The 24,493-nt window shown below is 66.9% G+C and carries 18 protein-coding genes, 2 tRNA genes and 3 rRNA genes; 12 read left to right on the top strand and 11 right to left on the bottom strand.

Features of this window, described 5'->3' with window-relative positions; translation table 11 throughout:
* Positions 1-127: 127 nt before the first annotated feature.
* A complete protein-coding gene (locus NL114_RS05965; protein ID WP_254823878.1) occupies positions 128-1,153 on the bottom strand; it encodes a sodium:calcium antiporter in 1,026 nt (341 codons plus the stop codon).
* A 171-nt stretch (positions 1,154-1,324) separates the two neighbouring features.
* Between NL114_RS05965 and NL114_RS05960 the strand changes: the two genes are divergently transcribed.
* The 3 genes from NL114_RS05960 (at position 1,325) to lpdA (ending at position 4,257) form a co-directional block, all read left to right on the top strand.
* Positions 1,325-1,696 carry a winged helix-turn-helix transcriptional regulator gene (locus NL114_RS05960; protein ID WP_254823877.1) on the top strand — a complete coding sequence of 124 codons (372 nt, stop codon included), beginning with the start codon at positions 1,325-1,327 and terminating at the stop codon, positions 1,694-1,696.
* A gap of 73 nt (positions 1,697-1,769) precedes the next feature.
* Positions 1,770-2,003, top strand: coding sequence for a DUF8001 family protein (locus NL114_RS05955; protein WP_254823876.1), 234 nt, complete (start codon positions 1,770-1,772; stop codon positions 2,001-2,003).
* Between the two features lie 832 nt (positions 2,004-2,835).
* A complete protein-coding gene (gene lpdA, locus NL114_RS05950) occupies positions 2,836-4,257 on the top strand; it encodes a dihydrolipoyl dehydrogenase (RefSeq protein WP_254823875.1) in 1,422 nt (473 codons plus the stop codon).
* A gap of 24 nt (positions 4,258-4,281) precedes the next feature.
* Here the strand turns inward: lpdA and NL114_RS05945 are convergent, their stop codons facing one another.
* The 3 genes from NL114_RS05945 to NL114_RS05935 form a co-directional block, all read right to left on the bottom strand.
* Entirely contained in the window at positions 4,282-5,010 is a 729-nt protein-coding gene (locus tag NL114_RS05945; protein WP_254823874.1) for a hypothetical protein, read from the bottom strand.
* A gap of 82 nt (positions 5,011-5,092) precedes the next feature.
* Positions 5,093-5,953 (bottom strand): ABC transporter permease, encoded by an 861-nt coding sequence (locus NL114_RS05940; protein WP_254823873.1) that lies wholly within the window; start codon positions 5,951-5,953, stop codon positions 5,093-5,095.
* Complete coding sequence (locus NL114_RS05935) at positions 5,946-6,947, bottom strand: ABC transporter ATP-binding protein (RefSeq protein WP_254823872.1); 1,002 nt, start codon at positions 6,945-6,947, stop codon at positions 5,946-5,948. Before NL114_RS05935 ends, NL114_RS05940 begins: the two co-directional genes overlap by 8 nt.
* A 150-nt stretch (positions 6,948-7,097) precedes the next feature.
* On the opposite strand from NL114_RS05935, the gene NL114_RS05930 reads away from it, so the two are divergent.
* Positions 7,098-9,740: a prolyl oligopeptidase family serine peptidase gene (locus NL114_RS05930; RefSeq protein ID WP_254823871.1), complete on the top strand. Its 2,643-nt coding sequence runs from the start codon at positions 7,098-7,100 to the stop codon at positions 9,738-9,740.
* Between the two features lie 134 nt (positions 9,741-9,874).
* Here NL114_RS05930 and NL114_RS05925 read toward each other — a convergent pair whose 3' ends face one another.
* The 3 genes from NL114_RS05925 to thrC all read right to left on the bottom strand — a co-directional run bounded on the left by NL114_RS05925 (position 9,875) and on the right by thrC (position 12,084).
* Positions 9,875-10,156, bottom strand: coding sequence for a hypothetical protein (locus NL114_RS05925; RefSeq protein ID WP_254823870.1), 282 nt, complete (start codon positions 10,154-10,156; stop codon positions 9,875-9,877).
* Positions 10,157-10,243: 87 nt separating this feature from the next.
* Complete coding sequence (locus NL114_RS05920) at positions 10,244-10,633, bottom strand: hypothetical protein (RefSeq protein ID WP_254823869.1); 390 nt, start codon at positions 10,631-10,633, stop codon at positions 10,244-10,246.
* Positions 10,634-10,755: 122 nt separating this feature from the next.
* Positions 10,756-12,084 (bottom strand): threonine synthase, encoded by a 1,329-nt coding sequence (gene thrC, locus NL114_RS05915; RefSeq protein WP_254823868.1) that lies wholly within the window; start codon positions 12,082-12,084, stop codon positions 10,756-10,758.
* 198 nt (positions 12,085-12,282) lie between these two features.
* On the opposite strand from thrC, the gene NL114_RS05910 reads away from it, so the two are divergent.
* Complete coding sequence (locus tag NL114_RS05910) at positions 12,283-12,942, top strand: hypothetical protein (protein WP_254823867.1); 660 nt, start codon at positions 12,283-12,285, stop codon at positions 12,940-12,942.
* Between the two features lie 103 nt (positions 12,943-13,045).
* On the opposite strand, the gene NL114_RS05905 is transcribed toward NL114_RS05910, so the two are convergent.
* From NL114_RS05905 to NL114_RS05890, 4 genes are all read right to left on the bottom strand, one after another.
* A complete protein-coding gene (locus tag NL114_RS05905; protein ID WP_254823866.1) occupies positions 13,046-14,044 on the bottom strand; it encodes a replication factor C small subunit in 999 nt (332 codons plus the stop codon).
* Between the two features lie 347 nt (positions 14,045-14,391).
* Positions 14,392-15,150 (bottom strand): NAD-dependent glucose-6-phosphate dehydrogenase Azf, encoded by a 759-nt coding sequence (azf, locus tag NL114_RS05900; protein ID WP_254823865.1) that lies wholly within the window; start codon positions 15,148-15,150, stop codon positions 14,392-14,394.
* Positions 15,151-15,237: 87 nt separating this feature from the next.
* On the bottom strand, positions 15,238-16,299 hold the full coding sequence (locus NL114_RS05895) for a quinone-dependent dihydroorotate dehydrogenase (protein ID WP_254823864.1): 1,062 nt from the start codon (positions 16,297-16,299) through the stop codon (positions 15,238-15,240).
* Between the two features lie 63 nt (positions 16,300-16,362).
* On the bottom strand, positions 16,363-16,560 hold the full coding sequence (locus tag NL114_RS05890; protein ID WP_254823863.1) for a hypothetical protein: 198 nt from the start codon (positions 16,558-16,560) through the stop codon (positions 16,363-16,365).
* Between the two features lie 304 nt (positions 16,561-16,864).
* Here NL114_RS05890 and NL114_RS05885 point away from each other — a divergent pair, with 304 nt between their 5' ends.
* The 7 genes from NL114_RS05885 to NL114_RS05855 all read left to right on the top strand — a co-directional run bounded on the left by NL114_RS05885 (position 16,865) and on the right by NL114_RS05855 (position 24,435).
* The gene (locus tag NL114_RS05885) at positions 16,865-17,173 is read left to right on the top strand and encodes a non-histone chromosomal MC1 family protein (protein ID WP_254823862.1); all 309 of its coding nucleotides are present in this window, start codon (positions 16,865-16,867) and stop codon (positions 17,171-17,173) included.
* A gap of 694 nt (positions 17,174-17,867) precedes the next feature.
* Positions 17,868-19,339, top strand: a 16S ribosomal RNA gene (locus tag NL114_RS05880).
* A 96-nt stretch (positions 19,340-19,435) separates the two neighbouring features.
* Positions 19,436-19,507: transfer RNA gene (locus NL114_RS05875), tRNA-Ala, on the top strand.
* A 194-nt stretch (positions 19,508-19,701) separates the two neighbouring features.
* A 23S ribosomal RNA gene (locus NL114_RS05870) occupies positions 19,702-22,616 on the top strand.
* A 114-nt stretch (positions 22,617-22,730) separates the two neighbouring features.
* Positions 22,731-22,852 (top strand): 5S ribosomal RNA (gene rrf / locus NL114_RS05865).
* Together the 16S, 23S and 5S rRNA genes with 1 tRNA gene alongside form the textbook arrangement of a ribosomal RNA operon.
* 222 nt (positions 22,853-23,074) lie before the next feature.
* On the top strand, positions 23,075-24,268 hold the full coding sequence (locus tag NL114_RS05860; RefSeq protein ID WP_254823861.1) for an acyl-CoA dehydrogenase family protein: 1,194 nt from the start codon (positions 23,075-23,077) through the stop codon (positions 24,266-24,268).
* A gap of 91 nt (positions 24,269-24,359) precedes the next feature.
* Positions 24,360-24,435, top strand: a tRNA-Cys gene (locus NL114_RS05855).
* Positions 24,436-24,493 lie beyond the last annotated feature (58 nt).

Here is a 24,493-nt window from a genome sequence, read left to right as displayed (position 1 = left end):
GCGTTCACGACCGATGCCCCGCTACGAGGTCGTGAACTGTGTGCGGCCGGGCCGGTCGGTCCTCACCCGCCTCGGCCCCGTGTCCGTCGTCTCGTCGCCTTTCGCCCCGCCCGATTCGGCCGGTTCGCTACGCCCCGGGAATGAACGCCAGCACGCCGAACGTCTCCAGGGCCATCCAGGCGATGAAGCCGACGTAGATGAGCAGGAGTACGTACGACTCGGTGGTCGAGAGCGTGAGGTCCGTCCGGAGGAAGCCGAAGACGATGACGGTGGCCACCGTCAGGAAGCCCATCAGCGGGACGGCGACGCCGAAGTTGATGGGAACCGCGCCGACCAGCAATACGCCGACCGGAACCGCCACCAGCAGGTCGAAGATGTTGCTTCCGAGGACGTTCGCCAGGGAGGTCTCGCCGCGGCCGTCCCGCGCCGCGCGGACCGAGACCAGCGTGTCCGGCAGCGACGTCCCCGCGGCGATGACGGTCAGCCCCCAGAGGAACGATGGCGTCTCGAACAGGTCCCCGAAGCCGACCGCCGAGTGGACCAGCCCCTCGACCGCGACCGCGATGATGGCGAGGCTGAGTGCCATGAGGCCCCACTGTTTCGGGACGTTCATGTCGTCGGGTTCGGGTGCGTCGAAGTCGGTGGTATCCTGGTACTGCGTGAAGACGTAGACGCAGTACAGGAGCACGGGGATGACCGCCAGCGGCCGGGTGACGGTGCCGACGAGTCGGTCGTCGGGGACGGGGTAGTAGATGACCGCCAGCGCGAACATGATGACGACCGCCGACACGGCGACCATGTAGAACTGGGCCTCCTTGTAGACGATGTCCCGTGACGCGGACACCTCGTCGGAGAAGATCCCCGACGCCGCCGGGATGACCAGCAGGTTGAACGTCGCGGAGCCGACGACGGCGCTCACGCCGAGGTCGAACTCGCCGGCGCCGAGGGGCGGCGGCGCCGTGCTCAGGATGACGCTCACCAGTTCCGGGAACGAGGAGCCGATGGCGACGACGACAGCGCCCTGCACCACCGGCGGGAGGCCGTAGTGGCTGGAGAGGTTCTGGGCGGCCGACTCGAGGATATCGCTCCCCTTCCAGACGGCCACGGTGGCGACGATGGCGATGCCGAGCAACTCCGCGACTTCCACCAGCATCGCCCGGTGGTTGCGGTGGGGGGGCAAAAACTTCGGGGGTGTCCGGCGTCCGCTGCCGTCAGCACAGCCTGGTTCGCTCAGCTACCGGTTCATATCGCCGAATTCGGCGCTACTGCACGGTAGTCGGTTTCCGGCAGTAACCTTATCCCGAGTGGTGCGGTAGGCGGGGGCATGAGCGGGAGCGACCCGGCGGAGCACGAGCGCCTGGAGGTCTGGTGCGCGGGCGAGGACTGGTGTCCCATCACGTCGACCGCCACCATCCTCGGGCGGAAGTGGCACCCCGTCATCATCCATCGGCTGCTGCAGGAGGGGCCGCTCGGATTCAACGCGCTGAAGGAGGCGGTTGACGGCGTCTCCTCGAAGGTTCTCTCGGACTCGCTGGAGGACCTGGACGAGCACGGGCTCGTGACCCGCGAGATCGTGAGCGAGAAGCCGTTCCGCGTGGAGTACTCCCTGACCGAGCGCGGGCGCTCGCTGGAGCCCATCATCGTCGCGATGCGGGACTGGGGGCAGGAGTACCTCGCCGCGCCGGCCGAGGGCTGAGTACGGCCCCGGCCACTCGCCTGGGGCGTTCCCGGCCGAATGCTCTTGCCGGGGGCCGGCATACGCCCCGTCAATGGCGACCGAAACCATCGAGCAGGGTGAGTGCGACGCCGAGGAACTACTCGCCACCATCGAGGACGGGACCCGTGTGGTCGTCCGGACGAAGTCGTTCGGCGGCGAGCACGACGTGACGCTCCGGTTCGACGGCGACACCTACTACTGCGACACGCCCACGCGGCTCCACAAACACGACGACCGCGACGAGATGCTGAAGTGCATCCGGAAGTACGGCTACTGCGAGACGTAGGGAGAAGTCCTAAAAAGGCCTCATATTGACTGTGGCTGGCCATTTTTCTAGAAGGTGTGGGCATGGCAGATTTCATTCGCGAATTGGGATAATATCGCCATCATCCAGGAAGCCCCGACGGGCTCGACCGTCCGGGGCTCGCTGCGCGCTTCCCTCGCTCCCGTTGGTCGCTCGGTCCAGTGCTTGCGTCGCCCGGGCCGGGTCGAGCCCGTCGCCCCTTCCACTCCCACCCGTGGATAGTTTGCCGCACGGAGCGGTGGCCCTGCCCTTCCCCAGTTCACGCGGGCCTCGCTGCTCGCGGCTGCCGCCGCTCGCGGGGGCGCGGAGCGCCCCACACCGCTCGGCCACGCGGCTCACGGCCGGGTAGCGGTTGGTCGGTCGGCCGGTTCCGTGAACAGGAAGCGCGCGAGCGCCACCCGTGGCGAACCGCGAACGTAGTGAGCGTGTTCGCCGACATCCGACGGTGCTCGCGCGGGGAGGTGTGGGGGCACTAGCACTCCGACGGAACCACCACGCCTGAACGCTCGGTGCCACAGGCAACGGGGCGGGACTAAAAGGGGCCGCCCGCTCGACGAAGCACGACGACGCAAGCACCGCAGCGAACGAAGTGAGCGAGGAGCGCAGCGAGTCGCGCGAGTCGAGCGGGCGGGGGCTCTCGAGGTGATTCCGTCGTGGCTGTCGCAATCGTGGCTGTCGCAATCGTGGCGAGAGCGTGAGTGGCCGTTCGAGGTGAGTCTGCGGTCGCCGCGACCGTGCACACCTTAGCCATCCTCGGCTTTGTGGGGCGGCAAGACCTGCCAGGTTTAATGCCCGCCCCCGCACGAACCGTGGTATGGTCGTCGGAGACATCTCCACCGGAACGGACCTCCTCGTCGTGGGCGCGGGCCCCGGCGGATACGTGGCCGCCATCCGCGCCGCCCAGGAGGGTATCGACACGACGCTCGTCGAGAAGGACGCGTACGGCGGGACCTGCCTCAACGAGGGCTGTATCCCCTCGAAGGCGTACATCACGGCCGCCGACCGCGCCCACGGCGCGGCCAACGCCGAGGACATAGGTATCCACGCCGACCCGGCCGTGGACATGGCCCGGCTGAAGGGCTGGAAGGACGAGGTGGTCGACCAGCTCACGGGCGGCGTCGAGAAGCTCTGCAAGGCCAACGGCGTCAACCTCGTCGAGGGGCGCGCGGAGTTCGCGAGCGAGAACAAGGTCCGGGTCGCCCACCAGGGGGAGGGCCAGGGGAGCGAGTCCATCGAGTTCGAACACGCGATCATCGCCACCGGCTCGCGCCCGACGGCGGTTCCGTTCGACTTCGACGGCGAGCACGTCATCTCCTCGACGGGCGCGCTCGCGCTGGACGAGGTGCCCGAGCGCCTGCTCGTGGTCGGGGCCGGCTACATCGGCATGGAGCTGTCGACGACGTTCGCGAAGCTCGGCGCCGACGTGACCGTCGTCGAGATGCTGGATTCGGTCCTGCCGGGCTACGAGGACGACATCTCGCGCGTCGTCCGCAAGCGCGCGGAGGAACTGGGCGTCGAGTTCCGCTTCGGCGAGGCTGCCGACTCCTGGCAGGAGACGCCGACCGGCCTCCGGGTCACGACCGTCGACGAGGACGACACGGAGACGGAGTTCGACACGGACCTCGTCCTGCAGGCGGTCGGGCGCGAGCCCGTGACGGACACGATGAACCTGGAGGCGCTGGGCATCGAGACGGACGACCGCGGGTTCATCCCGACCGACGACCAGTGCCGGACGGCGGTCGACCACGTGTTCGCTATCGGCGACGTGGCCGGCGAGCCGATGCTGGCACACAAGGCCTCCAAAGAGGGTGAGGTGGCCGCCGAGGTCGTCGCCGGCGAACCCGCCGGCCTCGATTACCAGGCGATGCCCGCGGCCGTGTTCACGGACCCCGAGATCGCCACGGTCGGCATGACCGAGGCCGAGGCCGAGGAGGCCGGCTTCGAGCCCGTCACTGGCCAGATGCCGATGAACGCCTCCGGCCGCGCGCTCACGCTGAACGACCCCGAGGGGTTCGTCCGCGTCGTCGCCGACGCGGAGTCGGAGTTCATCCTCGGCGCGCAGATCGTCGCGCCCGAGGCATCGGAACTCATCGCCGAGTTCGCGCTCGCCATCGAGATGGGCGCCCGTCTGGAGGACGTGGCCTCCACCGTGCACACGCACCCGACGCTGGCCGAGGCGTCGATGGAGGCCGTGATGAACGCGCGCGGCGAGGCAATCCACACGCTGAATCGGTAACCCCTCCCGCAGTCGGAGGCGGGCTCAGACCCACCCGAGCGTCACGAGCAACATCCCCGTCCCTGGGGTCGCGAACCCGAGGCCGAACACGACGTACGCCGCGACGGAGACGAGGTTGTTCCCCTTCTCGAACTGCTCGGGCGACTCGTTGCTGAAGTCGGTCGTCACGCCACCCGAGCGGAAGCGGTGGGTAGCGTCGGCCCGATGGTCCCCCTCGAACGTGCCCACGCAGCAGGCGTCGTCGCCGTGCTCCAGCCGCACCTCGGTGAGTCGCTCCCGGGTGAGCGAGAGGTTCTCGTCGTCCATGAGCCCCGTCTCCCGGACCGACTCCGGGATGTCCGACTCGTCCTCGACCCGCTCTTTGGCGTAGTTGACCTGGAACGGGTACTCGAACATCTCCGGATGGGCCGCCAGTATCTCGGGCTCGAAGCGGATGCGGGCGTCCCCCTCGTCGACGATGAACTCGTTGGTCGTCCGCACCTCGCTGACATCCGTGTAGCCGCCGTGGTCGCCACCAGAATCCCGCTCCAGTTTGAGCACGTAGTTGACGCAGGGCTCGCCCGACAGCGGTCCGACCTCGCAGTTATCGGTCGCGACCGTCCCGGTGCAGTAGACCTGCTTGCCCTCGTTCCCCATCGGTGTCTTCGGTCCACGGGCGATGACCCGGCCCCGCGCGTACGTGACGAGGCCGAACGTGATCATCAGCAGGCCCCCCAGCGCGAACAGCCCCCCGAATGCCAGTTCCGCGAGCATAGCTAGCGAAGTTCGAGTATCTGATAAAAATCTAGGCTCGAACGGTCGTTCAGGCCTGCTGCGGCCCGAATTCGCGGTGCAATCAGTCGATGAGCCCGTACCCACGCCGGAACAGCGCCACGTTCGCCGCGATGACCGCAATCGTCAGCCCCGTCAGCACGACCAGCGAGGCGTTGGGGTCCACGTCGGCGTAGCCGAGGAAGCCGTAGCGGACGCCGTTGACCATGTATATCATCGGGTTCAGCAGCGACAGCGTCCGGTAGAGCGGCGGGAGCACGTCCAGCGAGTAGAAGACGCCGCCGAAGAACACGAGCGGCCGGAGGATGAACTGGTTGAGGACCGTCAGGTAGTCGAAGTCCTCGGCCCAGAGCCCACCCATCACGCCGAAGGAGGCGAACAGGGTCGTGACGACGAGCATGAACGCCACGAGGTAGAACGGCCGCTCGATGGGGACGAACGACCGGTCGATGGCGAAGGGCAGGAAGACGAGGCCGACGCCGACGATGATGAACCCGACCATCAGCCCCCGGAGCATCGAGGCGAGCGTGTAGGCCGCGACCTGCTCGCGGTACGACAGCGGCGAGGTGAGTACCTCGTGGATGTAGTCGTTCCATCTGCCGTGGAAGATGGAGAACGCGGAGTTCTCGAAGGCGTTGGAGATGGCGCCCAGCACGACGAGGCCGGGCAGGATGAAGAGGATGTAGTCGAAGCCGGCGATCTGGTCGATGCGGCCGCCCAGCACCACGCCGAAGACGGCGAAGTAGAGGATGTTGGTGATGGCCGGTGGGAGGAAGGTGTTGCGCGGCCGCCGGACGAACCGGAGGATCTCCCGCTTCAGCAGCGACCGGAAGCCGACGCCCCGGCCGCCCCGCTCGCTCGGGGCCGTGTCCGTGCTCACGCCGAGCGCACCACCGTCGGGCCGGGTGTCCGGGTCGTCACTCATCGTGCAACCCTCCGTCGGCCGCGGCGATTTCGCGCTCCGCGTCGTGACCGTTCTCCGCCCCGTCGCCTCCCTCGTCCCGTCGGGTCATGGCGACGAACACCTCCTCCAGCGAGGCCCGCCGGATGTCGATATCGACGACCCGGTGGCCCGCGTCCTCCAGCGTCCGCATCAGGTCGGGCGCGACGCGGCCGCCGCCCGCGGCCGTCACGGAGAGGCCGTCGCCGTCGAGGGTGGCATCCTGCACGCCGTCGATGGCCCGGACCGCGCTCGGGACGGCGGCGGGCCGCTGGGCCAGCGTCAGGCGGACGGTGTCGGTCCCGCGGGCCCGGAGCTCGTCCGGCGTCGCCACCTCGACCCGGCGCCCCTCGTCCATGATGGCGACGCGGTCACAGAGGCGTTCGGCCTCCTCGATGTAGTGGGTGGTCAGGAGGATGGTCGTCCCGCCGGCGTTGAGCCGCTCGATGAGTTCCCACAGGTCCCGCCGCAGTTCGACGTCCACGCCGGCCGTCGGCTCGTCGAGGATGAGCAGGTCCGGGTCCGTCACGAGCGCGCGGGCGAGCAGGAAGCGCCGCTTCATCCCGCCCGACAGCCAGTCGAACCGGGTGTCGCGCTTGTCGTAGATGCCGACGGTGCGGAGCGCCTCGTCCGCGCGCTCGGAGGCCTCGGCCGGCGGGACGCCGTGGTAGCCCGCCTTGTGTTCGAGCACCTCGCGGATGGGGAAGAAGCGGTCGACGTTGAACTCCTGGGGGGCGAGGCCGATGCGGTTGCGGGCCTCGCGGTAGTCGTCCGCCACGTCGTGGCCGAACACCTCGGCGGTCCCGCCCGTCGCCCGCGCGAGGCCGACCAGCGTGTTGATGAAGGTCGTCTTGCCGGCGCCGTTGGGGCCGAGCAGGCCGAAGAACTCCCCCTGCTCCACCTCCAGCGAGAGGCCGTCCAGCGCCCGGACGTCGCCGTAGTCCTTCACGAGGTCCTCGGTCCGGATGGCCAGGGTCATTAGCGAATGGAGGCCGCGAAGCCGGTTAAGCGGCCCGGAAACGGCATTTCGTCGTGTGTCGTGTCATCGAGACTCGGGCTCGTGGGACGCGCTTGAACGGCCGTCGTGTGACGGCAGCGGGCCTACGCTGGTGTCCACACAGGGTGGGGTATGCACGACGACAGGAACGGTATCGCACGACGTTCGGTCCTCCGGACGGCCGGCACGCTGGTCGGCCTCGGGGTCGCCGGCTCGGCGGCGGCCGACCACGGGAGGACCGACGCCCCGCCGGCCTGCGGTAGCGCGGACAACACCTCGCCCCGGCCCGGGCCGAGCGTTCTCTACGACAGCCCGGCGGTCGCGCCGCAGTTCGAGAACGGCCCTGGATGGAGTGCCGACCCGCTGCTCGTCTCGGGCGCGACCGGCTACGAGGACGGCGAGTTCCGCTACCAGGACTGGGTCTACGACGACCACGGCGCCGACACCAGTCCCACCCGAACCCCGCCGACGGCCCAGCCCTCGAACACAGTGTACGGGGGCGCGACCGGCGACTACGTCTATCCCACCGACGACGAGGTCTACCGCCACAACGCCGCCGACCTGCTGGAGGTCCGCTGCCGGGTCGTCGACGCGCCGGCCGACAGCGACCGCGACGAGGAGGTCGCCTACCGGATCACGCTGAACACGATGGTCGAGCCGGATGCCGCCATCGTCGCGCTCGGTATCGACACCGGCGCGGACAACGTCACCGTCAGCGGCAACGACGGGGCGGTCGAGGACTGGGGCTACGGCCTGGGCGACCTGGGCGCACCCGTCGAGCACCGCGTCGTGACGTGGGGGACCGGCGCCGAACTCGACGGGGAGGCGCTCGGCGACGACCGCGTCTCCGTCGACACGGAGCGCAACCAGATCGAGGTCCGGGTCCCCATCGAACCGCCCGCGACCGACGGCAGCGGCGTCGGTGGCGGTGGCGAGAGCGGCGCCGCCTGGCGCCACTACTGCGTCACGGGCATCCACGACGGTGACGGCGCGTTCGCGCCCGTGGCGAACCGCCCCTCGGCCGATCAGCCCGGCGGCGTGAACGGGAGCGACGCGCCCCCCGTCTTCAACGTCGGGTTCCGCAGTCCCGACCAGGAGCCGATGGGCGCGCCCCAGTTCGACGAGGATACCGGGCCGGGCGACCTGCTCGGCGAGGTCGAGGAGACACAGCTCAACGGCTCGCGCGCGGTCGGGTTCGGCCACTGGCGCGAGCACGGGCAGGCCAAGGCGCTCGCGGACCGCCTCCTCCTCGGGTTCCACGCCGACATCGACTTCGCGAAGCTCCGCGAGGGGGTGACCGAGGTCGACGTGCCGACGGAGGGGTTCGTCGACCGGCTGTACGCCTCCCGCGTCGACCTCGAGGGACTCGACTCGGGCACCGGAGCGGGTCCGTACGAGTACGGCGAGGGCATCGAGGACCGCGCGGGCAACACGGACCAGTCGGTCGCGGGCCGTGATTTCGAACTGGCCAGTGCCGGCCACGAGGACGTGCTCTCCGGGCGCGTCCAGCCGTACTCGGTGTACGTGCCCTCCGATTACGACCCCGACGAGGGCGCGCCGCTGCACGTCCACCCGCACTCGCTGTCGGGGACGTACAACCAGTACGAGGTGTACTCGCCGGACCTCATCCAGGAACTGGGCGAGGAACGCGGTGCGATGATCCTCACGCCCGAGGCCCGCGGTCCGGGTCAGTGGTACCACGACGTGGCCGAACTCGCCGTGTTCGAGGCGTGGGCCGACCTCCGGGCGCGCTACACCGTGGACGAGGACCGCGTCACCGTCGGCGGCTACTCGATGGGCGGCTACGCCACCTACCGGTTCGCCTCGCACTACCCGGACCTGTTCGCGAAGGGGTTCGCCACCGTCGGCCCGCCGGACGAGGACCCCGCCGGTGGCCCGACCGACGACCTCGTCGGCAGCCGGCACAACGTGATGCAGGTCAGCGACAACCTCCGGCACGTCCCGCTGCTCATGTGGAACGGCGCCAACGACGAACTGGTCCCGGTGACGGGCCCGGTCAACTACGCCCAGCAACTGCGCGACCACGGCTATCCACACGAGCTCGACGTGTTCCCGGGCTACGACCACTTCCTGTTCGCGGTGCGGGACAACTGGGAGCGGGGCAAGCGGTTCCTCGACGGGGCGTTCCTCGGTGACGGGACCGTCACGCGCGCCCCCGAACGCGTGACCTACCGCGCGGTGCCCGCGATGGACGCGGTGGCGCCCGAACTTCGTGACCTGGGGCTGGTCCACGACGGGGCGTACTGGGTCCACGACATCACGCCTCGCGAGGATGCCGGCTCGGGGCTGGTCGACGCCATCTCCCGGGTCGAGGGCTACGCCGAGCCGCTGGCCGAGGACTTCCGTGGCTTCGGCCGGGACCCCGACCCACATCTGAAGCGTGGGACCCGCGTTCTCGGGCGGCCGGACGCGGGCGCTGGCGCGAACGAACTGGACGTGACCCTGGAGGGAGCGGGGGAGGCGACGGTGTACGTCGAGGAGGCCGGCCTCGACCCCACGCAGCCCCTGACGCTCGTCGTCGAGAGCGACGGGCCCGCCACGCTGACGCTCATGGGTTCGTTCGGCGAGCGGGCGGTCGAGGTCGATGCCGGTACCACGGAGCGGACGCTCCGGCTCTGTGCCCGTGGTCAGGGCGGTCCGGGCGGCGGCGACGAGAACCGAGCCGCCGCCGACCTCCCGGTCGAGCCGCCCGGGGTGCCAGCGGACGAGGGGGCGGCCGCGGACGGGGGCCTGCTCGGCGGTAGCCCCTTCTGACTCTCTCACCCCCCTCGGACGGCCACAGAGGACTGGCTGTTCGTCCTGCGTGGGCCGGGCTGTCTCGCGTCACTGGGTGGCGCAGCCGCTCGACGTGCGTGTCGTGGGCGCCGGCGGCGTTCGCACGCCGCCGGTCAGCCCGTGAGCCAGTCCCGCAGGCGGGCCAGCGGTCCCCGGTTCCGGGACCCCGCCGCCGGTCGCTGGTCGATGATGGACTCGTACTGGTCGATGACCCGCTGGACGCGGTCGTGGCTGCGGTCCAGTTCGGCCTCCAGTTCGGCGACCCGTGCGCGCAGGTGACGCTGGCGGTCCTCCGGGGGCCCTGTCGCTGGGTCCCGGTGTGCGGTCGCGGTCGGTTCCTCGTCGTCGTCGTGCCCCCATCCGTCCCCAGCGGCCTCGGGGGAGCGTGACGCCATCCGCCCGTCGGTATGGTACGGTGTGACAAGAACCCCCGTCAGACACGCGACGGACGGCTGGCAGCTACCTCTCCGACGGGGTCGGGTTCAGAAGAGGTCCCGCAGGCGGTCCAGGAACGAGCGCGACTCCAGCGACTCGACGCGGGCCTCCAGCGACCCGACGCGGTCGCGCTGGGCCCGCAGCTCGCGGTCGAGGAACTCCGCCCACTCCTCGGCGTTCTCGAGGTCCTCGCGCGCCGCCTTCAGGTCGGCCTCGCGCTCGGCCAGCGCCTGCTCGCGCCGGTCGAGTCGGTGGCGCAGGCGGGCGATCTCCTCGTTGCGCTCGGCGAGGACGGCCTCCTTGCGCGCGAGCTCGGACTCCAGGTCCGCGACCCGGGCGCGCAACCGCGTGCGCTCGTCGGTCGGTCGCTGCTCCTCGAGACCCGTCGTCCGGACGAACTGCGTCTCGGACTCGGGGTCGGTCTCGGTCGAGGCCATGCGGGGTCGCGGGTACCCCTGTTACAAGTACCCACGGGAGGCGTCAGACGCCCGTCGGCGCTCCGCACGCCATCGTTTCCGGTAGGGCGCGCCGGCCGTGGGGCGTACTCGGGACCCGCGCCTCAGAACAGGCCCTTCAGCCGCGCGAGCAGGCCCTCCGCGTCCCCGCTTCCGCCGGCCGCGACCGACTCGCCCGCGAGGTGTGCGAGGATATCGTCCGTGTCGTTCGGGACCGGTTCGGGGTCCGCGCCCGCTTTCGCGGCCGCGTCGGGGTCCTTCAGGAGGTGGCCCGTCGTCAGGCAGACCACGTCCTCGCCGGCGTCGACCTCGCCCTGCCGGCGGAGTTTGCGCAGGCCCGCGACCGACGCGGCCGATGCGGGTTCGACGCCGACGCCCTCGCGCGCGAGGTCGCGCTGGGCCGTCGTGATCTCCTCGTCGCTCACCGAGACCGCGGTGCCGCCCGTCTCGCGGATGCCCGGGAGCGCCTTCGGGGCGTTGACCGGGTTCCCGATGCGGATGGCCGTCGCGATGGTCTCGACGTCCTCCCAGCGGCGAGTGTCATCGAGTCCCTCCTCGATTGCCTCGACCATCGGCGCCGCGCCCTCGGCCTGTACGCCCGTCAGTTTCGGCACGTCGCCGGGTGCGAGGTCGCCGCTCCGGACCAGCTCGCGGAAGCACTTGTACAGCGCCGCGGTGTTGCCGGCGTTGCCGACCGGGAGGCAGATGCGGTCGGGGAAGCGGCCGTGGTCGTCGTAGAACTCCTCCAGTATCTCGAGGCCGATGGTCTTCTGCCCCTCCAGCCGGAAGGGGTTGAGCGAGTTCAGCAGATACGCCTCGCCGCGGTCCGCGAGGTCCTGCACGCGGTCGAGGCAGGCGTCGAAGTTCCCCTCGACCTCCAGGATGCGCGCGTCGTGGAGCGCGGCCTGGGCGATCTTCCCGGCGGCGACCTTCCCGGCCGGCAGGAGCACCAGCGTCTCCAGGTCCGCGCGGCCGCCATACGCCGCGAGCGCGGCCGAGGTGTTCCCGGTCGAGGCACAGGCGAGCCGGTCCACGCCCAGACGCTCTGCGACCTTCACGCCGACGGTCATCCCGCGGTCCTTGAACGACCCCGTCGGGTTCATGCCCTCGTGCTTGATGCGGAGGTTGCGGACTCCGAGGTCGTCTTCGAGGCGTGGGACGCGGTGGAGTGGCGTCCCGCCCTCCGGGAGCGTCACCCCCTCGGAGAAGGGAAGCGCGGCGCTGTAGCGCCACACCGACTTCGGGCCCTCGAAGTCGTCGAAGCCGGGGTACGAGTCGTAGCGGGCCTCCAGCAGTGCTCCGCAGTCCGGGCAGGTGTAGATGATATCGTCGAACGGCGCGTGCGTCTCGCCGCAGTCGATGCAGGTCAGCCAGACGCCGTCCGTGGCGACATCGGGAACCTCGGGCTCGGCCGGGAGCGACAGGTCGGTCATGCCCGAGATTGTGCGGCACGCGTGGAAAAACCGATTGGTACCGGTGGCCGCGGCTCTTGTCGTGGCTCCCTCGCCGCCGACCCGGCGGCGCGGCGACAGGCTAGTCGTTTCGTGCCCCTGTATTGACCGTTCATTTAAATCGCCGGTGGGTCCCGGCACTAACTACACGGTCAATCACCATTGCTGGTAGTATGTATCATGGACCGCACACGCGTCCGGATGATGGCAACAGCAACGATAACCGCACTCGTGGCCCTCGGGCTCCTCGCGAGCCCGGCCGCTGCTGCGGGCGACGATGGCGGCCTCGGAATCGGTGACGGGCTCGGTATCGCCGACGGTGGCGATACCGGCGGCGTCGCCGACGGTGTGGTGAACGTCGACGGCGGGGCTGATGGCGTGACCGTCGAGGTCGCCGGCGGTGGCGGAACCAGTCAGGGCGGCGCGGACGGCGGCGTGACGGTCGCGGCCGGCCCGTCCGGTGGCAACGGTGAGGGCGGCGTCTCCGTCAGTGGCGGCCCGGTCGCGGCCAACGCCAACGGTGGCGGCGGTGTCGACGCCGAGGCCCAGGAGGGGACCGTCGGTGGCGGCGGCAACGTCTCCGTGGCCGGCAACACCGTCGGCGGCTCCGTCGAGTGTACGCTCCCGCCGGAGGGCGCGTCGAACCCCTGCGAGACGGCGACCGAGAGCCCCGGTGGCGGCGGCGCCCCCGGTCTCCCGAGCCCGCCGATCTCGCCCAGCCCGCCGGAGGACCCCGGACTCCCGAGCCCGCCCGAGGCCCCTGGTCTCCCTGGTGACGAGCTGCCGGGTCTCCCGGGCGACGACCTGCCGAGCCTCCCCGGTCCGGGCCTCCCGGTCTGAAGTCGGTACTCCCCGATAGAACTCCGAACGGCTATCCCTTCTTCGCGAACGCCGCATCCGATAGCGACGGGAGCCGCGTTCGGCCCGAGCCCGACGCGTCGGCTCAGTCGCCGTCGAGCGCGAGCGACGCGAGCAGCGCCTCCAGCTGGATCTGCTCGTTGGCGCCCGCGGTGATGCGGTAGTCGGCCTCGCCGACCCGGTCCATCAGCCGGACCGCGGCCTCATCGTCGATGTCGAACTCCCAGACCGACCGATGGAGCTGGTCGATGATGTCGCCGCCCGCGATCCCCGACTCCGTGAGCAGCTCGTCGAGTTTCGACCGCGCGGCGGTGAAGTCCCCGTCGAGCGCACGCTGGACCATCCCGTTGATCTCCTCCGGGCGCGCGGTCGAGGTGATGGCGTAGACGGCCTCCTCGTCGACGGTCTCACCCATCACCGCGGCGGCCTGCAGTCCGTTGATGGCCTTGCGCATGTCCCCGCCCGCCGCGTAGACGAGCGCGTCGAGGCCGGCTTCCGTAAGTTCGATGTCCTCGTTCTCGGCGATCTGCCGGATCTGTGCCTCGACGGCGTCGTCGCCCAGCGGCGAGAACCGGAAGACGGCACACCGGGACTGGATGGGGTCGATGATCTGCGAGGAGTAGTTACACGAGAGGATGAAGCGGGTGTTGTTGGAGAACTGCTCCATCGTCCGCCGGAGCGCGCCCTGGGCGTCACTCGTGAGCGCGTCCGCCTCGTCCAGAAATATCACTCGGTAATCATATCCACCGAACGACGCGCGCGCGAAGCTCTTGATGCGGTCCCGGACCACGTCGATGCCGCGCTGGTCGCTGGCGTTCAGCTCGAGGAAGTTCTCGCGCCAGTCGTCGCCGTAGATCTCCTTGGCGATGGCTACCGAGGCGGTGGTTTTTCCCACACCTGCCGGGCCCGCAAAAAGTAGGTGGGGCAAATCTTGCCGGTTGATGTACGATTTGAGCCGCTCGACGATGGTGTCCTGGCCGACGATGTCGTCCAGCGACTGGGGGCGGTACTTCTCGATCCAGACCTCCCGGCCGCGCTCGGACGCGGCGGGCGCGTCGGCGGCGGGCTCCCCGGGTTCGCTCATACCTGTCCCTCGCCGGCCCCGGACTTCAATTGTCCGAGCGAGGCGCGACAATCCAGAGGCTGGGAGCGCATGGGTCGCGGCTCGCCCGCGACCCTGGGCGACCCGGGGAAGGGCAGGGCGACGCGCTCGTGACACGAACCCCGCTCCTGGCGGAATCGAAGGGCGAGCGGTCTCGGCCCGGTGAGACGAAGTAAGCACGCGAGCGGAGCGAGCGCGCGCAGCGAGTCGCAACCGGTCGAGAGCGCGAGGGCTTCGGTAGCGCCTTCTGTGCCGCTCAAACTGGCGGATAAATCCAGAATATCTGACTTATTTCGATAGTGGATACGATCTGGGCTATATCGCGTGTTCTAAGCGACCTTCTCCTCGCCGTCCCACTCGGCGGAGTTGTCCTGCGGGTCGTAGCCGAGGGCCTCTTTCGCCCGCTCCAGCGAGTAGTACTTGCGGTCGTTGTCGGAGATGCCGTAGACGATCTCGTAGCCGTAGTCGGCCTCCAGCGCGCACGCGTGCAGGTGCGCACAGTCGGGATAGGACAACCACATCGCCTGCCCGCGCTCGTAGTCGATGGGGGGGTGACCTTTCGTGAGGTTGCCGATGCGGATACAGCAGACGGAGAGGTCGTGTTCGTCGTGGTAGAAGCGGCCGAGCGTCTCGCCGGCGGCCTTGGAGACGCCGTAGAAGTTGCCAGGGCGGGGGAGTTCGGTGCCGTCGAGGCGGAAGTCGTCCTCGGGCTGGTAGAGGTCGGGCTTGCGCTCGGTCTCGAAGTGGCCCACGGCGTGGTTCGAGGAGGCGTAGACGAACTTCTCGACGCCGGCCTCGAGCGCCGCGTCGAACATCACCTTCGTCCCGTGGATGTTGTTCTCGAGGACCGAGTCCCACGGGGCGTCGGGGCGGGGGTCGCCAGCGAGGTGGATGACCGCGCCGACACCCTCGCAGGCCTCCCTGGCGTCCTCGGGTTCGGTGATCTCGCCGACCATGTAGGGGTGATCGGGCTCCTCGGCCGGCGGGTTGTGATAGAGGAGGCGCCAGTCGTACTCGTCGCCGATACCGTCCAGGATTGCGCCACCGACGTACCCCCCGGCGCCGGTCAGCAGCACGGTGTCGTCCATTCGGTCGAGTCGTGGCGTGGCCGGAGTAAGTAACGTGTGGTTGGCGTCCACGCCCGTGCGCGACCGCCAGCCCCGTGTCCGGGGCGACTACAGGTCCGCACCGACGGCGTCGGCCACCGAATCGAAGCCGTCGCGGTCGAGCAGGTCGAGCAGGCCGCGGTTGATATCTCGCGCCAGCGTCGGGCCCTCGTAGACGAGGCCGGTGTACAGCTGGACCACGCGTGCGCCCGCCCGGATCTTCGCGTAGGCTCCCTCCGCCGAGGCGACGCCCCCGACGCCTACAACCGGGACATCCGTCCGCTCGGCGACGAAGCGGACCGCCTCGGTGGCGTGTCGTTCGAGCGGCGCGCCCGAGAGCCCGCCGTCCTCGGTCGCGTTCGGAGAGCGCAACGAGGCCGGCCGCCGCGTGGTGGTGTTGGTCGCGACGATGCCGTCGAGGTCGAGGTCGTTCACCACGCCGATGGCATCTTCGATGGCTCCCTCACCCAGGTCCGGGGAGAGTTTCACGAGGAGCGGGTCGGCGCCCGCGTCGCGGAGGGTCCCGAGGATGCTCGCGAGGCGGTCACGGTTCTGGAGGTCGCGCAGTCCCGGCGTGTTCGGGCTGGAGACGTTGACGACGAAGAAGTCCGCGTCCGAGACGCGCTCGTACGTGTAGCGGTAGTCGTCCTCGGCCGTCTCCAGCGGTGCGGATTTGGACTTCCCGATGTTGGCACCCAGCGGAACGTCCAGTGTGGCCGCGTGCGCCGAGACACGCGGGCCGATGGCGTCGGCGCCGTCGTTGTTGAAGCCCATCCGGTTGATGATGGCGTGGTCCTCGGGCAGGCGGAACATCCGTGGCCGGGGGTTGCCGGCCTGCTGTTCGGCGGTGACGCCGCCCACCTCGACGTGGCCGAAGCCGAGCGCGGCCAGCGCGGGGGCGACGCGAGCGTTCTTGTCGAGGCCCGCGGCGACACCGACCGGCGAGGGGAACGACTGGCCGAACGCCTCGACGGAGAGTCGGTCGTCATCGACCGTCAGCTGGCGCCGAAGGAGCGACTCGACCGATGTGTCCTGGACAGCCGCGAGACCACGCAGGGTGATCTCGTGGGCCGTCTCCGGTGGGAGCGAGAAGAGGAGCGGCTTCGCGATGTCGTAGAGCGAGAGTCCCATCGGTCGTTGGGCGGCGTGGCGCGAGAATAAGCGCGGCGGTCCGCGTCGCTTCGGTGGCGTGGCTCAGAACTCGTGTTCGACCTCGTCAGGGTCGGCCTTCTGGATGATGATTTTCCCGTCGCGCACGCGGACGAACACCTCGTCACCGATCTCCATCCCGGCGACCGCGAGTTCGTCCTCGTGCAGATTGACGTGGACGTTGTGGTACTCCCCGTTCTCGTCCTTCGCGCCACTCGGAGAGAGCTTCTTCTTGCGAACCATCGAGTACGTGGGCCAAGTTCACCACACGGCATACATAAGTGTACCGTGCCCCGCCCCTGGATTCGGCTCTCTTCACATCCACGTCCCTCGCGTGCCTGCACGCGCGTGCGAGCCGGGGGATGGAGCAGGGCAATCGCGGACGCCACGAGCCGGGGTCGGCGCAGCCACCTGACCTGGTGTCCCGGATGTGGCAGTCGCCCCACCGAGCCGCCGATCTCTGGGCTGAAATCGCCCGCCGAGCGGCGGATTCGGGGGGTATATTTATATTTGGTGGTGTTGACATCCCGCATGGAGGTCACAACCAATGGTCGAAGACGACAAGCGGAACTTCGCGCTCCGGGACGACATCGGCAACGAGACAAGCGTGTTCTCCGGACGGACACCACGGCAGGCCGCACTGAAGGCGGCCCGACGGCTGGACCCGGCCAAGAGTGAACAGCAGGCCGAGCATCACGAGCTCCGGCTCCGGGAGAAAGGTACCAAGAAGGTCCATATCTACGACGGCTGGGCGTGGACCGAGACCGCCCCCGACGACAAGCCCGGCTGGATGCCGACCGAGATCACCGAGGCCAACGTCTCGAAGAAGGGTATCGAACACCTCGACTCCATCTGATCCTCGCCGTCTCCTCTCCGGCGAACTCCCGAAGGGCTAACCCGACAGCGGCCGCACCGTCGAATGCGCGGCCCTCATCCGGCGGGACGGCGTGCCAGCGCGGGATGACCGCCCGGCCTCCAGCCGCGTGACATCACCTTCATACCAGCTGGTGAACATATGAGTCGCCCCCTCGTGGGGGTGGCGCGCGCCAGCGTGCCGTGGCGGCATGTGCCGTGTAACGCCGGCACACGGCGGGTTCACTCCGACGGGGTTAAGTGTAACACCGGCTTCGAATGGAATGCGAAGCGCCGCGGGGCACTCACCCTGGACTCGTTCCCGGGCTGCCCCCGTGGTCGGCCGGAACGTTCCGACGCCCTTATGGGGCACAGGGCGTTTCGGTTGAAGTACGCACCCGCCGCCCGAATCGACACAGGGCGGCGGGAGGCCATCGACGCCCTTATATGATAATGGGCGTTCGGTGGTAATGTGAACGGGGCGCCCTCACGGGCGTCCCGGACCTGAACGAGGTCCGGTGGGTTTATGACCCATCCCGGACAACGTTCAGGTCCGAAGAAGATGAGGATTCCACCCCTGCGGTCCGCCGTCAAGATGGAATCTGATGTTAGCCTTGACAGTTCGGTGACACTCGGTCGATCGTCACCGAACGTCCGATAGCATCCCGCCTTAACCCGCCTCGCCTCGTGCGAGGCACATTCCGGTTGATCCTGCCGGAGGCTATTGCTATCGGTGTCCGATTTAGCCATGCGAGTCGTGCGGGTTCAGGCCCGCGGCGAACTGCTCAGTAACACGTGGCCAAGCTACCCTCTGGAGACGGATAACCTCGGGAAACTGAGGCTAACCCGTCATACCGCTTCCGAGCTGGAGTGCTGGAAGCGGGAAACGCTCCGGCGCCGGAGGATGCGGCTGCGGCCGATTAGGTAGACGGTGGGGTAATGGCCCACCGTGCCGATAATCGGTACGGGTTGTGAGAGCAAGAACCCGGAGACGGACTCTGAGACAAGAGTCCGGGCCCTACGGGGCGCAGCAGGCGCGAAACCTTTACACTGCACGTCAGTGCGATAGGGGGACACCGAGTGCGAGGGCATAGAGCCCTCGCTTTTCTGAACCTTAAGGTGGTTCAGGAATAAGGGCTGGGCAAGACCGGTGCCAGCCGCCGCGGTAACACCGGCAGCCCGAGTGATAGCCGATATTATTGGGCCTAAAGCGTCCGTAGCTGGCCGGGGAGGTCCGTCGGGAAATCCACTCGCTCAACGAGTGGGCGTCCGGCGGAAACCCTCCGGCTTGGGACCGGAAGACCGAAGGGGTACGTCCGGGGTAGGAGTGAAATCCTGTAATCCTGGACGGACCACCGGTGGCGAAAGCGCCTTCGGAGGACGGATCCGACAGTGAGGGACGAAAGCTAGGGTCTCGAACCGGATTAGATACCCGGGTAGTCCTAGCCGTAAACGATGCTCGCTAGGTGTGGCACAGGCTACGAGCCTGTGCTGTGCCGTAGGGAAGCCGTGAAGCGAGCCGCCTGGGAAGTACGTCCGCAAGGATGAAACTTAAAGGAATTGGCGGGGGAGCACTACAACCGGAGGAGCCTGCGGTTTAATTGGACTCAACGCCGGACATCTCACCAGCCCCGACAACAGTCATGACGGTCAGGTTGATGACCTTACCCGACGCTGTTGAGAGGAGGTGCATGGCCGCCGTCAGCTCGTACCGTGAGGCGTCCTGTTAAGTCAGGCAACGAGCGAGACCCGCACCTCTAGTTGCCAGCAGTATCGCGAGATAGCTGGGTACACTAGGGGGACTGCCGCTGCCAAAGCGGAGGAAGGAACGGGCAACGGTAGGTCAGTATGCCCCGAATGGGCTGGGCAACACGCGGGCTACAATGGTCGGGACAATGGGACGCGACACCGAGAGGTGGAGCTAATCTCCTAAACCCGATCGTAGTTCGGATTGAGGGCTGAAACTCGCCCTCATGAAGCTGGATTCGGTAGTAATCGCGTGTCAGCAGCGCGCGGTGAATACGTCCCTGCTCCTTGCACACACCGCCCGTCAAAGCACCCGAGTGGGGTCCGGATGAGGCCTGGGTTGCCAGGTCGAATCTGGGCTCCGCAAGGGGGCTTAAGTCGTAACAAGGTAGCCGTAGGGGAATCTGCGGCTGGATCACCTCCTAATGACCGGGACCCACCCATCGTGGTGGGCCCACCTTTCGCTTCGGGCGTTCGACGAGGGTCGACCGAGCACCTAAGAACTGTCAAGGCTAACGAAGGGCCCATAGCTCAGTGGTAGAGTGCCTCCTTTGCAAGGAGGATGCCGCGAGTTCGAATCTCGCTGGGTCCATGTTTGCGGGGAAGCAAAGCGATGCCCTCAAGTGGCATCCTGCGCTTTCCCGTAACAGACCGATGCACCACTCCGTGCAAGCGTGAGTGGGAAGGGTTGATGCAGCTTGCCCACCCGCAACGCTGCAGATGAGATCGCGTGTACGTGTGATTTCCAGGCGCACACTGGACCCGTTCACAGGGTCCGAGTTATAGTCATCGTGGCTACTGTGCTGCCTGGTGGATGGCTCGGCTCAGACGCCGACGAAGGACGTGCCAAGCTGCGATAAGCCCTAGGGAGCCGCACGGAGGCGAAGAACTAGGGATGTCCGAATGGGAATCCCCACCGCAATTGCTTCGCGCAATGGGGAACGCACCGAATTGAAACATCTCAGTAGGTGCAGGAAGAGAAATCAACCGAGATGTCGTTAGTAACCGCGAGTAAACGCGATACAGTCCAAACCGAAGGCTTCGGCCAATGTGGTGTTCGGACTGACCCTCATCCAGCGACCCTCGACGAGAAGTCTCCTGGAACGGAGCGTGAGACAGGGTGACAACCCCGTATCGTCGTGCAGTAGCTGGTGCGTCAGCTCCAGAGTAGCGGGGATTGGAAATTCCTCGTGAAGCTGGCAGACATCGTCTGCTAAGACTAAATACGTTCTGAGACCGATAGCGAACAAGTAGCGTGAGCGAACGCTGAAAAGCACCCCGAGAAGGGAGGTGCAATAGGGCCTGAAATCAGGTAGCGATTGAGCGATGGGGCACGAAAGGCCCGACGGGAAACGACCTACCCGCGAGGGTACAGTAGAAACCTTCGGGAGCCGCTGTCTCATCGTGCGTTTTGAAAAACGAACCAGGGAGTGTGTCTGTTTGGCGAGTCTAACTGGAGTATCCAGGGAGGCGTAGGGAAACCGACATGGCCGCAGCATTGCGAGGGCCGCCGTATTCAAGTGCGGGGAGCCAAACGGACACGACCCGAAACCGGGTGATCTACGCGTGGGCAGGGCGAAGCGTGGCGAAAGCTACGTGGAGGCCCGTTAGAGTTGGTGTCCTACAATACCCTCTCGTGACCTACGTGTAGGGGTGAAAGGCCCATCGAACCCGGAAACAGCTGGTTCCGACCGAAAAATGTCGAAGCATTACCTCTTCCGAGGTAGTCCGTGGGGTAGAGCGACCGATTGGGGGCACCGACTCCGAGAGGAGTCGGACCTCCTGTCGAACTCCGAACTCACGGACGCCGTGGACGAAGGGAGTCCGCTGCGCGGGGTAAGCTTGCGTAGCGTGAGGGAGACAACCCAGAGCTGGGTTAAGGTCCCAAAGTATGGACTAAGTGCGATCGAAGGTGGTCCCGAGCCCTAGACAGCCGGGAGGTGAGCTTAGAAGCAGCTACCCTCTAAGAAAAGCGTAACAGCTTACCGGCCGAGGTTCGGGGCGCCCAAAATGATCGGGGCTCAAGTCCATCACCGAGACCTAGCCGCACGATTCACATCGTGCTCGCGTAGGTCGGCACTCCGGTTGGGTGGAAGCACGGGCGAGAGCTCGCGTGGACCGACCGGTGAGGAAAATCCTGGTCATAGTAGCAGCGATAGTCGGGTTAGAATCCCGACGGCCGAACGAGTAAGGGTTCCTCGGCAATGTTCGTCAACCGAGGGTTAGCCGGTCCTAAGTCACGTCGTAATTCGAGCGTGACAAATTGGGAAGCTGGTTAATATTCCAGCGCTTCTGTACATCGAAAGCCGACGCCTTGGGGTCGACCGGGCCACGCCTTCGCGTGGTCGAACTGTCAAAATCCGTGGAAGCCGTAATGGCACGAAGCGGACGAACGGCAGGATAGCGCAAGCCGGTTCAACCTAGGGCCCGTGAAAAGGCGAGTACAGAATCCGTACCGAGATCCGACACAGGTACTCGTGCCAGCGAAAGGCAAGGCCTGTCGGGAATAACCGACGTTAGGGAATTCGGCAATCTGGTCCCGTAAGTTCGCGATAAGGGATGCCTGCTCAGGAGATGAGCAGGTCGCAGTGACTCGGACGCTCCGACTGTCTAGTAACAACATAGGTGACCGCAAATCCGCAAGGACTCGTACGGTCACTGAATCCTGCCCAGTGCGGGTATCTGAACACCCAGTACAATGGGACGAAGGACCCGTCAACGGCGGGGGTAACTATGACCCTCTTAAGGTAGCGTAGTACCTTGCCGCTTCAGTAGCGGCTTGCATGAATGGATCAACGAGAGCGTCGCTGTCCCAACGTTGGGCCCGGTGAACTGTACGTTCCAGTGCGGAGTCTGGAGACCCCCAGGGGGAAGCGAAGACCCTATGGAGCTTTACTGCAGGCTGTCACTGAGACATGGTCGCTGATGTGCAGGATAGGTAGGAGTCGTTACAGAGGTACCCGCGCTAGCGGGCCACCCAGACAACACTGAAATACTACCCGTCAGTGACTGTGACTCTCACTCCGGGAGGAGGACACTGATAGCCGGGCAGTTTGACTGGGGCGGTACGCGCTCGAAATGATATCGAGCGCGCCCTAAGTCCACCTCATTCGGGTCGGGAACCCGAAGAAGAGTGCAAGAGCAAAAGGTGGATTGACAGTGTCGTTCCTAACGAGCGACGCTGACACGAAAGTGTGGTCTAGCGAACCAATGAGCCTGCCCGATGCGGGCCATTGACGACAGAAAAGCTACCCTAGGGATAACAGAGTCGTCACCGGCAAGAGCACATATCGACCCGGTGGCTTGCTACCTCGATGTCGGTTCCCTCCATCCTGCCCGTGCAGAAGCGGGCAAGGGTGAGGTTGTTCGCCTATTAAAGGAGGTCGTGAGCTGGGTTTAGACCGTCGTGAGACAGGTCGGCTGCTATCTACTGGGGGTGTACGGTGCCTGACGGGAACGATCGTATAGTACGAGAGGAACTACGATCGGTGGCCACTGGTGTACCGGTTGTCCGAGAGGGCATGTGCCGGGCAGCTACGCCACACGGGGTAAGAGCTGAACGCATCTAAGCTCGAAACCCACCTGGAAAAGAGGCACCGCTGAGGGCGCTCGTAGAAGACGAGTTCGATAGACTCGGGGTGTACGCACCGAGGCAACGAGGTGTTCAGCCCGCGAGAACTAACTGCCCAAAGCCACCAATCATACCTTCGGACTCCGTGAACGGGTCCAGGCGCTAACTGGAAATCACACATTCAATACACGCGATCTCGCCACCGATATTGGCATTACGACGGTTCGATTCCGTCGATCGGCGTTAAGGCGGCCACAGCGGCGGGGCCACACCCGTACCCATCCCGAACACGGTAGTTAAGCCCGCCAGCGTTCCGGCCAGTACTGGAGTGCGCGAGCCTCTGGGAACACCGGTTCGCCGCCTGCCATTCATTACTCACGGTGAGAGGCCTCTTGGCCTCTCTCCGGTTCATCACACGCCGAGTGACGACTCCGTCACTCGGTTCTCCGTCCTTGGTGAGCGACAGCTATGTCGTTCGTCGTTCTCGGCCGAACAGTGGCAACGCTCGGCTCGGGCGTGGCCGCCCGGAAACACTACCGGCGTTGTTAGTTGCGAAACTTTATAGAACACGCAGACCTGCGTGCGTATGTGACAACCACACAGTCCACACCCCCTGCGTTCGAGGAGACGGCCGAGCTGGACATGATCCGTCAGACGGCCCGCGACGTGGCGGCCGGCTACGACGACGAGTACTGGTTCGAGGTCTCCGAGGGGAAGAAACCGGAGGAGTTCTGGAACGACTGTGCGGACGCCGGCTTCCTCGGCGCCGCTATCCCGCAGGAGTACGGCGGCGAGGGGATGGGGTTCTGGGAACTGAGCGCCATCGTCGAGGAACTCTGCACCCAGGGCTGTATGGGTGCGGAGATGCTGTTCGTCGTGAACGTCTGCTTCGGCGGCATCACGCTCGTCGAGAACGGGAGCGAGGAGCAGAAGGAGGAGTGGCTCCCGAAGATCTGCAACGGTGACGCCAACTGGGCGATGGCCCTGACGGAACCGGACGCGGGCCACAACGCGCCCAACATGACGACGTTCGCCGAGAAGGACGGCGACGAGTACGTCATCGAGGGGACCAAGCAGTGGATCTCCGGCGTTGACTACGCCGACCGGATGTTGACGGTCGCGCGCACGGATTCGAAGGACGACGCGGCGAAGATGCAGGGGGTCACCCTGTTCCTCGTCGACCCGGACGACCCGAACCTGGAGAAGCGCGAGCTCGACGTCGGCATCCCCACGCCGGAGAAGCAGTTCGAGCTCTCGTTCGACGGCGTCCGCGTCCACGAGGAGGATGTCGTCGGCACGCCCGGCATGGGCCTCTACCAGCTGTTCGACACGGTCAACCCCGAGCGGCTGCTCGGCTCCGCGGGTGCCATCGGCACGGGCAAGTGCGCGCTCAATCGCGCCATCGACTACGCGAAGGAGCGCGAGGTCTTCGACCAGCCCATCGGCGCGCACCAGGCCATCCAGCACCCCATCGCGGACTCGTGGACGAAGCTCGAGGCGGCCCAGCTCCTGCTGCGCAAGGCCGCGTGGATGGTCGACAACGAGCCGGACCCCAAGAAGACCGCCGAGATCTCGAACATGGCGAAACTCCGCGCGACGGAGGTCGGCCACGACGCCACCGACGTGGCGGTCCAGACCCACGGTGGCAACGGCTTCTCGCGCGACTACGCTGTCATCGAGATGTGGAAGGGGTCGCGCCTCGGCAAGGTCGCGCCCGGCAGCACCGAGATGATGCGCAACCACGTCGCCGAGCACACGCTCGGCCTGCCTCGCTCGTACTAGAACGAACGTTTCCGTCGCTCGTCGTCGGTGTCGCTCGACGTCTTGCGGACCGCTACGCTTTTGCCGTCCGTTGGACTAGGCACGCTTGCGGGCCATGGTGGCAGAGTCCGGCCGAACGCGGCGGCCTGCAGAGCCGCATATCGCCGGTTCAAATCCGGCCCATGGCTCTTCTCGGGAACGAAGTGAGCGTGAGAGCCAGCAGTCGGTTCGAACCCGTAGGCTCAG

The organism is Haloglomus halophilum, from assembly GCF_024298885.1.
In the GTDB taxonomy this organism is placed as follows: Archaea; Halobacteriota; Halobacteria; order Halobacteriales; family Haloarculaceae; genus Haloglomus; species Haloglomus halophilum.
The sequence above is the reverse complement of the archived record's forward strand: the minus strand, read 5'-3'. Positions and strand labels throughout refer to the sequence as shown.

Excerpts from the sequence above, each read along its gene's own strand:
- lpdA (WP_254823875.1), top strand. The coding sequence starts at position 2,836 with ATGGTCGTCGGAGACATCTCCACCGGAACGGACCTCCTCGTCGTGGGC.
- NL114_RS05945 (WP_254823874.1), bottom strand. The coding sequence starts at position 5,010 with ATGCTCGCGGAACTGGCATTCGGGGGGCTGTTCGCGCTGGGGGGCCTG.
- NL114_RS05965 (WP_254823878.1), bottom strand. The coding sequence starts at position 1,153 with ATGCTGGTGGAAGTCGCGGAGTTGCTCGGCATCGCCATCGTCGCCACC.
- NL114_RS05940 (WP_254823873.1), bottom strand. The coding sequence starts at position 5,953 with ATGAGTGACGACCCGGACACCCGGCCCGACGGTGGTGCGCTCGGCGTG.
- azf (WP_254823865.1), bottom strand. The coding sequence starts at position 15,150 with ATGGACGACACCGTGCTGCTGACCGGCGCCGGGGGGTACGTCGGTGGC.
- NL114_RS05955 (WP_254823876.1), top strand. The coding sequence starts at position 1,770 with ATGGCGACCGAAACCATCGAGCAGGGTGAGTGCGACGCCGAGGAACTA.
- NL114_RS05905 (WP_254823866.1), bottom strand. The coding sequence starts at position 14,044 with ATGAGCGAACCCGGGGAGCCCGCCGCCGACGCGCCCGCCGCGTCCGAG.
- NL114_RS05930 (WP_254823871.1), top strand. The coding sequence starts at position 7,098 with ATGCACGACGACAGGAACGGTATCGCACGACGTTCGGTCCTCCGGACG.
- NL114_RS05925 (WP_254823870.1), bottom strand. The coding sequence starts at position 10,156 with ATGGCGTCACGCTCCCCCGAGGCCGCTGGGGACGGATGGGGGCACGAC.
- thrC (WP_254823868.1), bottom strand. The coding sequence starts at position 12,084 with ATGACCGACCTGTCGCTCCCGGCCGAGCCCGAGGTTCCCGATGTCGCC.
- NL114_RS05885 (WP_254823862.1), top strand. The coding sequence starts at position 16,865 with ATGGTCGAAGACGACAAGCGGAACTTCGCGCTCCGGGACGACATCGGC.
- NL114_RS05960 (WP_254823877.1), top strand. The coding sequence starts at position 1,325 with ATGAGCGGGAGCGACCCGGCGGAGCACGAGCGCCTGGAGGTCTGGTGC.
- NL114_RS05935 (WP_254823872.1), bottom strand. The coding sequence starts at position 6,947 with ATGACCCTGGCCATCCGGACCGAGGACCTCGTGAAGGACTACGGCGAC.
- NL114_RS05920 (WP_254823869.1), bottom strand. The coding sequence starts at position 10,633 with ATGGCCTCGACCGAGACCGACCCCGAGTCCGAGACGCAGTTCGTCCGG.
- NL114_RS05895 (WP_254823864.1), bottom strand. The coding sequence starts at position 16,299 with ATGGGACTCTCGCTCTACGACATCGCGAAGCCGCTCCTCTTCTCGCTC.
- NL114_RS05910 (WP_254823867.1), top strand. The coding sequence starts at position 12,283 with ATGGACCGCACACGCGTCCGGATGATGGCAACAGCAACGATAACCGCA.
- NL114_RS05890 (WP_254823863.1), bottom strand. The coding sequence starts at position 16,560 with ATGGTTCGCAAGAAGAAGCTCTCTCCGAGTGGCGCGAAGGACGAGAAC.